This window comes from Oerskovia sp. NPDC060338 (genome assembly GCF_042726295.1).
Taxonomy (GTDB): Bacteria; Actinomycetota; Actinomycetes; order Actinomycetales; family Cellulomonadaceae; genus Oerskovia; species Oerskovia merdavium.
Genome location: NZ_JBHXCQ010000017.1, coordinates 1 through 14,106, shown reverse-complemented (window position 1 = coordinate 14,106; position 14,106 = coordinate 1). Strand labels below are relative to the sequence as shown.

Below are 14,106 nucleotides of genomic sequence, written 5' to 3'. Positions count from 1 at the left end.
CCGAGACCTCGCGGGCCCCGGCGCCGTCCTCCGTGGTCGAGAAGGCGACGCGCGCCTCAGCGAGCGGGCGCGAACCGGCGGATCAGCAGGTACATCTCGCAGCCGAGGCACAGCCCGAAAGCGGCGTTGAGCACCGCGGCGACGAGAGCGAGCCCCGCCGCGACCGGCACCGCCACGAGGGACACCGTGAAGCCCAGGACCACGCCGACCCCGGTGATGACGAACCCGACCCCCTGCGCGAAGCGAGGAGGACGCGGGTCCTCGCGCTCCGCCGTCGGGCCCAGCCGTGGCTGGACGAAGGTCTTGAAGACCCATCCCTGCCACGTGCCCTGCGCTCCGCGCAGCGTCCCGAGCAGGAAGCTCAGCGCGACGAACGTCAGGACCCACAGCGCGGCCTCGGACGATCCCAGGAGGAGGGTGACCGCGAGCAGCAGAGCAGTGATCCCGGCTCCGACCCGGGGCCCGCGCGGATCGATGCCCTGCGGCGCGCTCACGGCGGGGGTGGACTCGTGCGACATACGGGCTCCTCGGTGGGACGGGCCGTCAGCGGGGCCTCGGGCGGGGTACTCGGCAGGTTCTCGGCGGGACGATCGAGCCGCACGGCCCGCTCAGGCGACCGAGCCTGCCGGGACGTCGAGCGCCTCGAGCGCGTGCGCACGGCTCACGCTGCCGCTCATGCGGGCGACCTCACGACCGGCCGGGTCCAGCACGAGGACGGTCGGCGTGCGCAGTATGCCGAACGTTCGCACGAGGTCGTGGTGCTCGTCGACGTCCATCTCACGATGTGTCACGTCGGTGCGGGCCGCGACGACCTCGTCGAGCACCCTGGCCGTGTGACGGCAGGGCGAGCAGAACTCGGACGAGAACTGCACGAACGTCCTGTGGTCCCCCAGCACGATCCCGCGCGAGGACCAGTCCACAGCGACATCGGGCTGCCCGTCACGGAGCCGGACCACTCCCTGCCGCCGCTGCCACCACACGCCGAGGAGCACGCTCGCGCCGAGCAGCGCGAGCAGGATCACGATGCGCCAGACCATGGTTCGACCTTTCCCGTCGTCCGTCCTGCGGTGCGTCCGGAGAGCCGGGCAGGTCAGCCCACGAGGACCCGACCCACCACGAAGACCAGGATGCCCCCGACCGTCACGGGAAGCACTATGGCAGCAAGGGCGGCAGCCCTGCGCTCGAGGGCCGGCAGCTGGTCGAACAGCGCGTGCAGGGCTGCGACGAGCATCCCCGAGACGGCCCCTGTCCACAGCCCGTTGACGGTCACGACGTCGGGGAGGGCCCACGCGAGAGCACCGCCCGCGGCGATCGACGCAGCGAGCGTCAGGAGCGTGTTCCACCAGCCCGGCACGGGCAGCGCCGAGACCGCCGAGGCCACGGCCAGCGTCGCCGCGCACGTCACGACGAGAGCTGCACCGGCGTCCGTGCGGTCCGTCGCGATCCACCCGGCGGCGGAGACCGCGACCACGAGCCCGCTGACGGTGCCCAGCAGGGACTCGACCAGACGTGGTCGCCCGTCACGGCGGAGCATCTCGGCGACGAAGGCCAGGACGACCCCCATGGCGAGCACGAGCGGCAGGTTCCGCAGCGAGGGCTCGCCCTCGGTCGCGGCGACCGCGGCGACCGCCCCGACCCCGGTCAGGCCGATGACCAGCCCCGACCCGCCGGGGGCAGGCTGGTTGAGCAACGAGGGCCACCCGATCGCCACGAGGACGGCCAGCGCCGCGGACGCGAGGGTGAGAGGGACGAGCCCGAAGAAGGCTGCGACGGCGACCGCGGCGGCCACCACCGCGGTGGCGACTGCGCGTGAGGAGAGGCCCACTAGACGCACGCTCCCTGCATCGAGGAGCGAGCGGCACCGGGTCCGGGAAGGCTGAGCACGAACATGAGTCTCCCAGATGACGCGCGGCGCCGAACACGAAACAAGGTTGTAACAGCAGAAAGGCCCTGGTCACCCCGTTGACGTCTGTTCAACGCGCTACGGTAATGATTCCGGCCTTCTCGAAGGTCACTGGGAGGAGGTGCGTCGGTGGCAGAGCTGTTGATCCTGACACCGGCGACAGGTGGGTCCGTCGAGGTCCTGCCTGCGCTGGGACTGTTGTCGCACCGCATACGGGTGCTGCCCATGGAGCCGTCGGCTCTGGTGGACGCACCGGACTCGGACGTCCTGCTGCTCGACGCTCGTCGCGACCTCGTCGCGGCGCGCACCACGTGCCGCCTGCTGCGCGCCACGGGTCTTGCGGTGCCGCTCGTGCTGGTCCTCACCGAGGGCGGCCTGACCGTCGTGACGGCCGAGTGGGGGGCGGACGACCTGTTGCTCGAGTCGGCAGGACCGGCCGAGGTCGAGGCCCGGCTCCGCCTGGTCATCGAGCGGTCGGCGCACGGACGGGCAGAGGACGCCCCGCAGGAGATCTCCGCGGGCGAGCTCGCGATCGACGCGGGCGGGTACACCGCCAGGCTGCGCGGTCGCCCGCTCGACCTGACCTACAAGGAGTTCGAGCTCCTCAAGTACCTGGTGCAGCACCCGGGCCGCGTCTTCACGCGGGCCCAGCTGCTGCAGGAGGTCTGGGGGTACGACTACTACGGGGGCACGCGCACGGTCGACGTCCACGTGCGGCGCCTGCGCGCCAAGCTGGGCCCCGAGCACGAGCAGCTCATCGGCACGGTCCGCAACGTCGGCTACCGGTTCGACCCGCCCAAGGACCGCCGGGCGCAGCCCGCCGAGATGCCGGACTCCGCCGAGCCCACGGACGAGGTCGCCCTCGCGGAGGACCAGGTAAGTTCGTCCGGGTGACGACCGACTCGAGCGACTTCTCCGCAGCACTCGTCGACGGCCCCTGGCGGCACGAGTTCGTGCCGGCCAACGGTGCGCGCTTCCACGTCGCCCTCGCGGGACCGGAGTCCCGTGGCGGGGGTTCGAGCGCGCCGCTCGTGCTGCTGCTGCACTCCTTCCCGCAGTTCTGGTGGGCATGGCGCCACCAGCTCGAGGCCCTCGGCGAGGCGGGCTACCGCGTCGCCGCCATGGACCTGCGGGGTACCGGCGCCTCCGACAAGCCGCCAATCGGGTACGACGCCCCGACCCGCACGCGTGACGTCGCGGGCGTCGTCCGGTCGCTCGGTGCTGACCGCGCCGTCGTCGTCGGGCACGGGACCGGGGGCGGGCTCGCCTGGGCCATGGCCGCGCTCCAGCCCGCCGTGACCGCGGGCGTCGCGGCGCTCGCCGCGCCGCACCCCTCGCACGTGCACGCCTCGGGCCGCCGCCTGCTCACGCCCGTCGCCCAGCGGCACCTGGCCTTCGCGCAACTGCCCACGCTGCCCGAGCGTGCGCTGACCCGTGACGACCTGGTCGCGCGCGTCCTCGCGGACGGCGCGGCCTCGCCGCTCGCCCCCGAGGCGGTCGAGACCTACACGACGGTCATGCGCATCCCGTTCGCGGCGCACTCCGCGATGGAGGCGATCCGCTGGTCCGTGCGGTCCACGCCCCGGCCCGACGGGCGTCGCTACCGCAGCGCGCTGCGCCGCCCGCTCAACGTCCCGACCCTCCAGGTCCACGGCGGGGCGGACGGGTTCCTGCGTCGCGAGCTCACGGACGCGGACGCCGCGGCGGTCTCGCGCAGCCTGCGCTTCGAGGTCGTCGAGGGGGCGGGGCACTTCCTCCCGGAGGAGGCGCCCGACGACGTCACGCGCCTCCTGCTGGACTGGTTGCCGACCACGCAGGGCTGAGTCGCGCGGCAGACGAGAGCGACGGCCTCCCGGGCCGCCGCTGTCGTGAGACCTGTGCTCAGTCGGTCTTGACCAGGGTCGCCGCGACCACGGGGTCCGTCTCGCCGATCCCGAACGACGGGCACAGGTGCGAGATGGTGCAGGCCCCGCACGCGGGCTTGCGCGAGAAGCAGACCCGGCGCCCGTGGAAGATCAGGCGGTGCGAGAGCATGGTCCACTCACGCTTCTCGATCAGCTCGCCGACCTCGGCCTCGACCTTGACCGGGTCCTCCTCCGAGGTCCACTCGAGCCGGCGGACGAGACGTCCGAAGTGCGTGTCGACCGTCAGACCGGGGACGCCGAACGCGTTGCCCAGCACGACGTTGGCCGTCTTGCGCCCGACCCCGGGCAAGGTCACCAGGTCGTCGAGCTTCTTGGGGACCTGCCCCCCGTAGCGCTCGACGAGCGCCTGACCGATCCCGATGACAGCCTGCGCCTTGGCCCGGAAGAAGCCGAGCGGACGCAGGACGTCCTCGAGGTCGAGGCGGTCCGCCGCGGCGTACGCGGCGGCGTCCGGGTAGCGCGAGAAGAGCTCGGGAGTCGTGAGGTTGACCCTCTTGTCCGTCGTCTGGGCCGAGAGCACCGTCGCGATCAGGAGCTCGAGCGGCGTGGTGAAGTCCAGCTCGCACCGTGCGTCCGGATACGTCTCGGCGAGCTCACGGTTGGTGCGCCGCGCACGGCGGACGAGCGCGAGGCGTGACTCGCCGGACGAACTCACCGCACCGTGCGACGGCGCGGGCGCAGGAGAGGGAGCAGGACGCGAGGTACCACCCGAAGAGGTCACGTTCGGCAGCCTACTCGGCCCCACCCACACGTCCGTCAAGCGGTGAGGAGCGCTCTGCGCAGCAAGCGGCGTGCGCGTGTGCTCAGCTGCTCGCGGCGGGAGTCGTCATGGGTGCTCGCGATCCTGTCGGCCATCGCGACCGCCACCATGAGGTCGTCCACGTCGACGTCCGGACGGACGACCCCGGACGCGATGCCTCGCTCGAGGAGGGGCTCGAAGGATGCGGCGATGCGCTCGCGGAGGTCGGCGAACCACCGGACGTCCGCCCCGGTGAGGACCTGGGTGAGGCCTCGGTTGGCGAGGCCCACGTCGAGGACGAAGTCGAACAGTCGCGCCAGGCCGTCGGCGTCGTCGCGCACCTCCTCCGCACGGTTCTCGATCCGTTCCACGTTGTCCTCGAAGACCGTGGCGGCGAGCTCCTCGCGGGTCGAGAAGTTGCGATAGAGGGTCGTGCGGCTGACCCCTGCCACGCGTGCGACCTCCTCGAGCGCGACGTCGTGCCCGCGCTCGGAGAACACCTGACGCGCGGCCACCAGCAGCCGCTCACGGTTGCGCACGGCGTCCCGCCGCGTCGTCGAAGGCGCTTGTCCGCTCATCTCGCCCACCCTAGTCGCCGGACACGAACCGTACAGTGGTGTACGGTTTACTCTCCCTCACGCGGCGGGCCATGCACCCCCCAGCCCCGCCCGGCCCGACGTTCTCGCGGACGTCGGCCGTGCGCCCCGCTTCTTCCCCTGGTTCTGATCTCGCCCGCCGGGCGCCGGTCCGGACGTCCCACGCCTGCACGGTGTGGTGCACCGCGCGCAACGCACGGTGGACCTGCCCCTGCCCGTCACGAGGAGTCCCCTATGAGGGCACCCGAGTCCCCGAAGAGCGTCAACGCCGTCATCGCCACGCTGGCACTGGCCGGCACCGTCGCCGCGATCATGCAGACCCTGATCACCCCGCTCATCGCCGAGCTCCCCGACCTCCTGGGCACCACCGCGTCGAACGCAGCTTGGGTCATCACCGTGACGCTGCTGGTCTCCGCGGTGTGCGTTCCCGTCACCGGACGCCTGGGCGACATGTTCGGCAAGCGCAAGATGCTGCTGATCTGCACGATCCCGCTCGCCCTCGGCTCCGTGGTGTGCGCACTGGCCGTGTCGGTCGTCCCGATGATCGTCGGGCGCGGCCTCCAGGGCATGGGGATGGGCATGATCCCGCTCGGCATCGCGCTGCTGCGGGACATCGTCCCCGCCGAGCGGCTGAGCTCCGCGATCGCCCTGGTCAGCGCGTCGATGGGCATCGGCGGTGGTCTCGGCCTGCCGATCGCCTCCGCGGTGGCCCAGTACGCCAGCTGGCGCGTCCTGTTCTGGGGAGCCGCAGCGCTCTCGGTGATGATCACCGTCCTGGTCCGGGTCGTGATCCCCGAGACCCCCGTGGCGGCCAAGGGGCAACGGTTCGACCTGCTCGGCGCGATCGGCCTGGGGGCCGGGCTCGTCGCCCTGCTGCTCGCCGTGTCCAAGGGAGCGGACTGGGGCTGGGGCTCGGTCACGACGATCAGCATGTTCGTGGCATCCGTCGTGATCCTGCTCGGCTGGGGCGTCCTGCAGCTGCGCACGCGCGACCCGCTCGTCGACCTGCGCACGACGGCCCGCCCCCGCGTCCTCGTCACCAACGTCGCCTCGATCTTCGTCGGGGTCGCCATGTACGCGAACATGCTGATCATGCCGCAGCTGCTGCAGCTGCCGTCCACGACCGGCCACGGGCTCGGGCAGTCGATGCTCGCGGCCGGGCTGTGGATGGCCCCTGGCGGCATCATGATGATGGTCGTCTCGCCGCTCGGAGGAAGGCTCACCAACCACCGCGGCCCCAAGTTCACCCTCGTCGCGGGCACCCTCGTCATCGCCCTCGGCTACGCCGCCTCGCTGGTCCTGATGCCGTGGGCCTGGGGCATCATGCTCGTCGGCATGATCGTCAGCAGCGGTGTCGGCCTCGCGTACGGAGCGATGCCCGCGCTCATCATGGGATCGGTCCCCGTGTCCGAGACCGCGGCCGCGAACGGCTTCAACACCCTCATGCGCTCCCTGGGCACGTCGATCGGCGCCGCCGTCATCGGCGTCGTCCTGGCCTCGATGACGACGGACCTCGGCGGCCACGCCCTCACGTCGGCGAGCGGCTTCCGCACCGGCCTGCTCATCGGCTGCGGCGTCGCCGTCGTCGCGGCTCTCGTCGCGTCCGCGATCCCGGCCGCACGCGCCGCGCGGGAGGACGCCACCGACGCGGGGGCGACGTCCGGTCCCGAGCTGGTCCCGGTGACCGCCGATGCCTGATCTCGACCCCTCACCCATGACCCGCTCGACACCCCCGACAGAAGCCCTCGCGGGCCCCCGCGGCCCCGTTGGCGTCCCAAGTTGCGCGCATGAGGCAGACTTGTGGAAGGAATCACGAGTACCGGTTCGCTCGAACTCCGCCGATGCAGACGGGCACATGCCGGGAAAGTCCGCTCAACACCCGAAGGACATCGCGTGGACGACGACGTAGTGCTCTCCGCCCCCCTCTTCGCCACCATGGACCGCGAAGAGACCCGGACGCTGTTCGACTCGATGCAGCAGATCGAGCTCACCCGTGGGGACGTACTGTTCCGCGAGGGCGAGCCCGGCGACAGGCTGTACGTGATCGCACAAGGCAAGATCAAGCTCGGCCGACGCTCGAACGACGGCCGGGAGAACCTCCTGTCCATCCTCGGACCGGGCGAGATGTTCGGTGAGCTCTCGCTCTTCGACCCGGGCCCCCGCACGGCCACGGCGAGCTCGGTCTCCGACGCGCTCCTCTACGAGCTGCGCCACGAGCAGCTGATCGAGTGGATCGAGAAGCACCCGAGCGTGGCGAAGCACCTGCTCAACGCGCTCGCCCGCCGCCTGCGACGCACCAACGAGACCCTCGCGGACCTCGTGTTCTCCGACGTCCCGGGCCGTGTGGCCAAGGCGCTCCTCGATCTGTCGACCCGCTTCGGCGAGGAGACCGAGGAGGGGGTGCGCGTCGCGCACGACCTCACCCAGGAGGAGCTCGCCCAGCTCGTCGGCGCCTCGCGCGAGACCGTGAACAAGGCCCTCGCCGACTTCGCGACCCGCGGGTGGGTCCGTCGTGAGGGCCGTGCCGTCGTGCTCCTCGACGTGGACCGCCTGGAGCGTCGCGCGCGCTGACCGCGCCCCCCCTCGTCGACCGGAGGCCGGTCGGACCACCCCTCGTGGGGTCGGCCCGACCGGCCTCTCGTCGTGCTGTCGTTCCCGCGGACGAACCGTGCTGCGCGCTCGGGAGGACGGGTCAGTCCGCGAGCTCCACGACCAGCTCGACCTCGACCGGCGAGTCCAGCGGGAGCACCGCGACACCGACCGCGCTGCGCGCGTGCACGCCCGTCTCGCCGAAGATCTCGCCGAGCACCTGGCTCGCGCCGTTGACGACGCCCGGCTGCCCCGTGAACGACGGGTCGCTCGCGACGAAGCCCACGACCTTGACGATCCTGGTCACCTGGTCGAGGTTGCCGACGAGCGCGTGCACGGCCGCGAGCGCGTTGAGCGCGCACGTGCGGGCGAGCACCGCGGCGTCGGCAGCAGCGACGAGCCCGTCGCCCTCACCGACCTTGCCGGTCACCGGGAGCGCGCCGTCGACGAAGGGCAGCTGACCCGAGGTGTAGACGTACCGTCCCGTGCGCACGGCAGGGACGTACGCGGCGACGGGCGCTGCGACGTCGGGCAGCGTGATGCCCAGCTCCGCGAGGCGGGCCGCGATGCTCGCCGCCACTACTGGCCGCCGGTGGGGCGCTTGAGGTAGGCCACGAGCCCGTTGCCGTCGGGGCCCGTGACGACCTGGACGAGCTCCCAGCCGTCGGAGCCCCACTGGTCGAGGACAGCCTTGGTGTTGTGGATGATGAGGGGGATGGTCGCGTACTCCCAGGTGGTTGCCATGCGACCGAGCGTAGCCGGGATCGCCGGTCCGGTCAGCGCATCGTGACCTGCGACGCGGCCGTGGTCCACGGCCTTTCTGCGGTCACGGATGCTCCGCAACCCGGCCCGTGGATGCTTACACAACCCGCACACCCGGCAGGGGTGAGAACGCCCGGGAAGCGTCGGCGCCCTCCCGTAGGCTTGGGCCATGGCCTCACCTGCGCGTCCCCGTCGACAAGTCAACGCCTATCAGCTCATCGCCCTGCTGCTGGCGTTCGTCCTCGTCTCAGGGGTCGGCGGAGTCCTCGGTGCAGGCCTCCTGATCCCGCTCGCGGCCGGCGCGAGCCAGCTCACGGACAGCACCGTCCAGATCTTCGACGAGCTCCCCGACGAGCTCGTGCCGGGGCCGCTCTCCGAGAAGTCGAGCGTCTACGCGAACGACGGGACCACGCTCCTCGCGACGTTCTACACCGAGAACCGCATCGTCGTGCCTCTCGAGGAGGTGTCGGTGCACATGCGCAACGCCGTGGTCGCGACCGAGGACAAGCGCTTCTACGAGCACGGCGGGGTCGACATCGAGGGCACCACGCGTGCCGCCATCAACAACGCCACGGGCGGCGCCAAGCAGGGTGGCTCGAGCCTCACGCAGCAGTACGTGAAGAACGTACTGATCGAGCAGGCCGTGCGCGACGAGGACCCCATCGCCGTCGAGGCGGTCAAGGAGAGCTCGATCGAGCGCAAGGCCCGCGAGGCCAAGCTCGCCATCTCGCTCGAGAAGCGCATGACCAAGGACGAGATCCTCCAGGGCTACCTGAACATCGCGCAGTTCGGCATCCGGGTCTACGGCGTCGAGACCGCGTCCCAGCACTACTTCGGCAAGCACGCCGCCGACCTCAGCATCGTCGAGGCCGCGACCATCGCGGGCGTGACCAACGCGCCGGGCGCCTACGACCCGGTGTCCAACCCGGTCGACTCCGAGAAGCGTCGCAACCTCGTGCTCGGCCGCATGCTCGAGCAGGACTACATCACCCAGCAGGAGCACGACGAGGCCGTCGCGACCCCGCTGGCCGACACGCTCAACGTCCAGCCCGTCACGGTCGGTTGCCAGGCCGCCAACGGCGCCGCGTTCTTCTGCGACTACGTCACCAAGGTCATCACGTCGGACCCGATCTTCGGCGAGACGCAGAAGGAGCGCCAGGCCCTGCTCTACCGAGGTGGCCTCGACATCACCACGACGCTCGACCCCCGCCTGCAGACCGCCGCAGAGGCCGAGGTCACCTCGGCGATCCCCGCGTCGGACCCCAGCGGCATCGAGAACGCGCTCGTGACGGTCGAGCCCGGCACGGGCAAGATCCTCGCGATGGCCCAGAACCGGCCCTACGACGCGTCGCTCGAGGCCGCTCCGGGCACCACGGCCCAGAACTACAGCGCGGACCAGGCGCACGGCTCGTCGCGCGGCTTCTCCCCCGGCTCCACGTGGAAGCCCTTCCTGCTCGCCGAGTGGCTGAACGCGGGGCACACCCTCAACGAGACCGTCAACGCGAACCGGCGTGAGTGGAACGTGGGGCGTGACTTCACGTCGTCGTGCACCAAGCTCAACGTCGGCGAGAAGTGGAACCCCAACAACTCCGACGGCCAGGGCAAGGGCAGCATGACCGTCCTGGCAGCGACGGCCAACTCGGTCAACACCGCGTACGCCGACATGGCGAGCAAGCTCGACCTCTGCGCGGTGGCCAGCACCGCGAAGTCCGTGGGCTTCGCCCCGTCCCTCACGAAGGACAAGGGCGAGGTGGAGGTCCGCCCCTCCATGATCATCGGCACCCAGAACTCCTCCCCGCTGCAGATGGCGGCCGCGTTCGCGACCTTCGCGAGCGGTGGCACGTACTGCGAGCCCGTCGCGATCACGAGCGTCGTCGACCAGTCCGGCGAGGAGATCGAGGTCCCCTCGGCGAACTGCAACCCGAACGCCCTGGACCCCGCGGTCGCCAACACCGTCACGTACGCGCTGCAGGGCGTCATGACGCAGGGCTCGGGCAAGAAGTCCCAGCTCGCCGACCGGCCGAGCGCCGGGAAGACGGGGACCGCCCAGCTCAACACGCACAACTGGTTCGTCGGCTACACGCCCCAGCTCGCCACGGCCGTCTGGATCGGCAACGCCGAGACCGACATCCAGATGCGCAGCAACGGACGCGGCCGGTTCTACATCAACGGTGTGGGCAAGCAGTGGTGGTTCGGCTCCGACCTGGCCGCCCCCATGTGGAAGAACTACATGACGGCAGCCCTCGAGGGCGTGCCGGTCGTCGAGTTCCCGGCTCCGGACCCCAAGCTCCTCGGCAAGGTCCAGGCACCGCCCACGACCGACGGCGGCACGACCGGATCGGGCAGCAACGGCACCGGGAACGGTGGCACCGGATCGGGCAGCAACGGGTCGGGCTCCGGGAACAACGGGTCCGGTGGCAACAACGGATCCGGCAACGGCAACGGGAACAGCGGCGGCGACAACGGCGGTGGCAACGGCGACGGCGCCACGACCCCCGGGGAGCAGGACTGACCCGGTCCCGCGTGCACCCCGCACTGGTCGGTCTCGGCGCTCTCGCCGCGGTCGGTGCCGGGGGGCTCGCGTACGCCCACGTCGAGACCAAGCTGTTCACGCTCCGCGAGGTCACGGTCCCGGTGCTCCCGCCGGGGCACGCCGACCTGCGGGTCCTGCACTTCTCGGACCTGCACCTCACGCCCAGCCAGGAGCGCAAGATCGAGTGGGTCCGGTCGCTCGCCGCGCTGCGCCCCGACTTCGTGGTCGACACGGGCGACAACATGGCGCACCTCGACTCGCTCGAGCCGCTCCTGTACGCGCTCGAACCGCTCCTGAGCAGCGCGCCCGGTGCCTTCGTCATGGGCTCGAACGACTACTACGCCCCCTCGCCCAAGAACCCGGCACGCTACCTGCTGCCGGACGCGCGGATCTTCCACAAGATCGATCCGCCGAAGCTCCCGGCCGCGGAGCTGGCTGCCGCGATGTCCTCGGCCGGCTGGATCGACCTCACCAACCGGCGCGACGCGGTCGACGTCGGCGGTCTGCACATCGACCTGGTGGGCGTCGACGACCCTCATCTCGACCGGGACGTCTTCCCTGCCGCACCCGAGCGGGCGGCGCGACGCGCGGGGACCGGCGCTGCGCCGTCGGGCCTGCGGATGGGCGTGGTGCACGCGCCCTACGTGCGCGTCCTCGACCAGATGCACGACGACGGCGCCGACGTCATCCTCGCCGGCCACACGCACGGCGGCCAGCTCTGCGTCCCGTTCTACGGGGCGCTCGTGACCAACTGCGACCTGGACCGCGGGCGGGCCAAGGGCCTGCACGGCTGGCCCGGGGCACGGCCCGACGCCCCCGGCGGCGAGGACTCGACCTGGCTCAACGTCTCGGCCGGAGCGGGCACGTCACCCTACGCGCCGTTCCGATTCGCGTGCCGTCCGGAGGCCACGATCGTGACGCTGACCGCACGCTGAGGCAGCGGTTTCGTCCCAGGGGCAAACGTCCGCTATTCTAGGCAGGCTCCAGCGCGCAGGTTTGGCGGGACCTTTCGAGGACCCCTCACCGACCTGACGCAACGAGAGCAATCGGGGTGTGGCGCAGCTTGGTAGCGCGCGTCGTTCGGGACGACGAGGTCGCAGGTTCGAATCCTGTCACCCCGACCAGCACGAAGGCCCGGAGTCCACTGGACTCCGGGCCTTCGTCGTTCCCGCACCGCTGCGCCCACGACGGTGCCGCTGCCCCTGAGCGGGCGGCCCGCCCCCTCGCCCCCGCTGCGCCGGGCCCGCTCCGGTGACACGATGAAACGGTCCTGTCCTCCGACGGAGGACCCGTCGTCCTGGGTGGGGCGCTGAGCAAGCAGAGGGTCCCCGCACCCCGCACCGGAGGAGTCGTCATGGCCGAGGAGCCGATCGTCGTCGTCGGAGGTGGGCTGGCCGCCGCGAAGGCCGCCGAGACGCTGCGCACCGAGGGGTACGACGGCGACCTCGTGGTCGTCTCGAGCGAGCCTCACCGACCCTACGAACGCCCGCCGCTGTCCAAGGACTACCTGCGCGGCGAGGCCGAGCGCGACGTCCTGTTCCCGCTGCCCGAGGACTGGTACACCGACCACCACGTCGACCTGCGGACGGCCACGCGGGCAGCGGCGATCGACGTCGCCGGCCACGCCCTGACCCTGATCGACGGCAGCGTCCTGCCCTACTCGCGGCTGCTCCTCGCGACGGGCTCGACACCACGCTCGTTCGCCGTCCCCGGTGCCGACCTCCAGGGCGTCCACTACCTGCGCACGATCGAGCACGCCGACCTGCTGGCCGCCACGCTCGAGGCCTCGGCCCGCGAGGGTGCGGGGCGGCTCGCGGTCGTGGGCGACGGCTGGATCGGGATGGAGGTCGCGGCGTCGGCGCGCACCATGGGCCTCGACGTCACGGTCGTCGGGCGCTCGGTGCACCCTCTCGGCAGGGTCCTGGGCCCGCTGCTCGGCGAGATGTACGGCAAGGTCCACGCTGACCACGGGGTGCACCTGCACCGCAACGCCCAGGTCGTGGGGATCACGGGCAGCGAGGGACGCGTGACCGGCGTGGACGTCGAGGACGGGACCCACGTCGCGGCCGACGTCGTCGTGGTCGGCGTGGGCGTGACCCCCAACGTCGGGTTCGCCGAGGCCGCGGGCATCGCGCTCCGGGACCGGTCGCTCGGTGGAGGGCTCGCGGTCGACGCGACCCTGCGCACGTCCGCCCCGGACGTGTGGGCCGCAGGGGACATCGCGAGCGTCCCCTCGCAGCGCTACGGGCGCCCGCTGCGCGTCGAGCACTGGTCGGTGGCCCTCGAGACCGGTCCCCACGCGGCGCGCTCCGTGCTGGGCTCCCGAGAGCCCTACGACAAGCTCCCGTACTTCTTCTCCGACCAGTACGACGTGGGCATGGAGTACCTGGGGTTCGTCGAGGACCCGGCCGAGACGGAGGTCGTCGTGAGCGGGTCGCTCGAGACGAGCGAGCTCGTCGCGTTCTGGGTCGCGGGCGACCGCGTCCAGGCCGGGATGGCCGTCAACACCTGGGAGCAGATGGAGCGGGTCGAGGAGCTCGTCCGGGCCGAGGGGCCCGTCGACCGCGAGGCCCTGGAGGCGTTCCGCGACTGACCGGGGGCGCGGGGTGCCCCGCATACTGGCCATCTCGCTGTGGATGGACGGGTGTTGAGGACTGGCCGGAGACAGGGTGGGTCACCGCCCGAAGCGAGCGGCATCGTCCTCGAGGTCCCCCTTGGCGCGCCAGCACCTGGGGTACCTGGCGGCCTCCTCTGCCACCGCCCTCGACGTGCCCCGACAGTCTGCGGGGATGGACATGCCGGGCTCAGCGCCCACCTGACGCGCACACCGTGGTGGCGACCGGGAAGGCACCGTCGATCCCTGATCGCGCGCGGGTGTCGTGAGGCGCGATCAGGGATCCCGTCGGGTGATCTATCCCTTCGAGGTTCGTCGGGTGCGACCTCTGGAGGCGGTCGGGTTCGGTATCACCGCAGCGATGTCGAGAGGTAGATCCTGGCTTCCCAAGGGGCGAGCGAGAGGCGCCCCTCCTTGGGTGGTGTGCCGGTCTCGGTGTTGCTGA

The 14,106-nt window shown here is 71.5% G+C and carries 14 protein-coding genes and 1 tRNA gene; 8 read left to right on the top strand and 7 right to left on the bottom strand.

Annotated features, from left to right (window positions below; all coding sequences use genetic code 11):
• Window positions 1-56: 56 nt before the first annotated feature.
• The 3 genes from ACFWGN_RS19205 to ACFWGN_RS19195 form a co-directional block, all read right to left on the bottom strand.
• Window positions 57-518 (bottom strand): DUF4395 domain-containing protein, encoded by a 462-nt coding sequence (locus ACFWGN_RS19205; RefSeq protein ID WP_056645122.1) that lies wholly within the window; start codon window positions 516-518, stop codon window positions 57-59.
• A 90-nt stretch (window positions 519-608) separates the two neighbouring features.
• On the bottom strand, window positions 609-1,037 hold the full coding sequence (locus ACFWGN_RS19200; protein ID WP_377619135.1) for a thioredoxin family protein: 429 nt from the start codon (window positions 1,035-1,037) through the stop codon (window positions 609-611).
• Window positions 1,038-1,090: 53 nt separating this feature from the next.
• Window positions 1,091-1,825: a hypothetical protein gene (locus ACFWGN_RS19195; protein ID WP_377619133.1), complete on the bottom strand. Its 735-nt coding sequence runs from the start codon at window positions 1,823-1,825 to the stop codon at window positions 1,091-1,093.
• A 207-nt stretch (window positions 1,826-2,032) separates the two neighbouring features.
• Here ACFWGN_RS19195 and ACFWGN_RS19190 point away from each other — a divergent pair, with 207 nt between their 5' ends.
• Complete coding sequence (locus ACFWGN_RS19190; RefSeq protein ID WP_377619132.1) at window positions 2,033-2,797, top strand: winged-helix domain-containing protein; 765 nt, start codon at window positions 2,033-2,035, stop codon at window positions 2,795-2,797.
• Window positions 2,794-3,726, top strand: a complete 933-nt coding sequence (locus ACFWGN_RS19185) for an alpha/beta fold hydrolase (protein ID WP_377619130.1) — start codon at window positions 2,794-2,796, stop codon at window positions 3,724-3,726. The genes ACFWGN_RS19190 and ACFWGN_RS19185 overlap by 4 nt, the downstream gene beginning before the upstream one ends.
• 58 nt (window positions 3,727-3,784) lie before the next feature.
• On the opposite strand, the gene nth is transcribed toward ACFWGN_RS19185, so the two are convergent.
• Window positions 3,785-4,483, bottom strand: a complete 699-nt coding sequence (nth, locus tag ACFWGN_RS19180; protein WP_377619250.1) for an endonuclease III — start codon at window positions 4,481-4,483, stop codon at window positions 3,785-3,787.
• 101 nt (window positions 4,484-4,584) lie between these two features.
• Entirely contained in the window at window positions 4,585-5,145 is a 561-nt protein-coding gene (locus ACFWGN_RS19175) for a TetR/AcrR family transcriptional regulator (RefSeq protein WP_377619128.1), read from the bottom strand.
• Between the two features lie 252 nt (window positions 5,146-5,397).
• Between ACFWGN_RS19175 and ACFWGN_RS19170 the strand changes: the two genes are divergently transcribed.
• Entirely contained in the window at window positions 5,398-6,861 is a 1,464-nt protein-coding gene (locus ACFWGN_RS19170) for an MFS transporter (RefSeq protein ID WP_377619126.1), read from the top strand.
• A 195-nt stretch (window positions 6,862-7,056) separates the two neighbouring features.
• Complete coding sequence (locus ACFWGN_RS19165) at window positions 7,057-7,734, top strand: Crp/Fnr family transcriptional regulator (protein ID WP_056645111.1); 678 nt, start codon at window positions 7,057-7,059, stop codon at window positions 7,732-7,734.
• Between the two features lie 121 nt (window positions 7,735-7,855).
• Here the strand turns inward: ACFWGN_RS19165 and ACFWGN_RS19160 are convergent, their stop codons facing one another.
• Window positions 7,856-8,332 carry a RidA family protein gene (locus ACFWGN_RS19160; protein WP_191802175.1) on the bottom strand — a complete coding sequence of 159 codons (477 nt, stop codon included), beginning with the start codon at window positions 8,330-8,332 and terminating at the stop codon, window positions 7,856-7,858.
• On the bottom strand, window positions 8,332-8,496 hold the full coding sequence (locus ACFWGN_RS19155; protein WP_191802177.1) for a hypothetical protein: 165 nt from the start codon (window positions 8,494-8,496) through the stop codon (window positions 8,332-8,334). Before ACFWGN_RS19155 ends, ACFWGN_RS19160 begins: the two co-directional genes overlap by 1 nt.
• Window positions 8,497-8,683: 187 nt before the next feature.
• On the opposite strand from ACFWGN_RS19155, the gene ACFWGN_RS19150 reads away from it, so the two are divergent.
• The 4 genes from ACFWGN_RS19150 to ACFWGN_RS19135 all read left to right on the top strand — a co-directional run bounded on the left by ACFWGN_RS19150 (window position 8,684) and on the right by ACFWGN_RS19135 (window position 13,640).
• Window positions 8,684-11,026, top strand: coding sequence for a transglycosylase domain-containing protein (locus tag ACFWGN_RS19150; RefSeq protein ID WP_377619123.1), 2,343 nt, complete (start codon window positions 8,684-8,686; stop codon window positions 11,024-11,026).
• 11 nt (window positions 11,027-11,037) lie between these two features.
• Window positions 11,038-11,982, top strand: coding sequence for a metallophosphoesterase (locus ACFWGN_RS19145; RefSeq protein WP_377619122.1), 945 nt, complete (start codon window positions 11,038-11,040; stop codon window positions 11,980-11,982).
• Window positions 11,983-12,094: 112 nt separating this feature from the next.
• Window positions 12,095-12,171, top strand: a tRNA-Pro gene (locus ACFWGN_RS19140).
• A gap of 230 nt (window positions 12,172-12,401) precedes the next feature.
• A complete protein-coding gene (locus ACFWGN_RS19135; RefSeq protein ID WP_377619120.1) occupies window positions 12,402-13,640 on the top strand; it encodes an NAD(P)/FAD-dependent oxidoreductase in 1,239 nt (412 codons plus the stop codon).
• The last annotated feature ends 466 nt before the right edge of the window (window positions 13,641-14,106 follow it).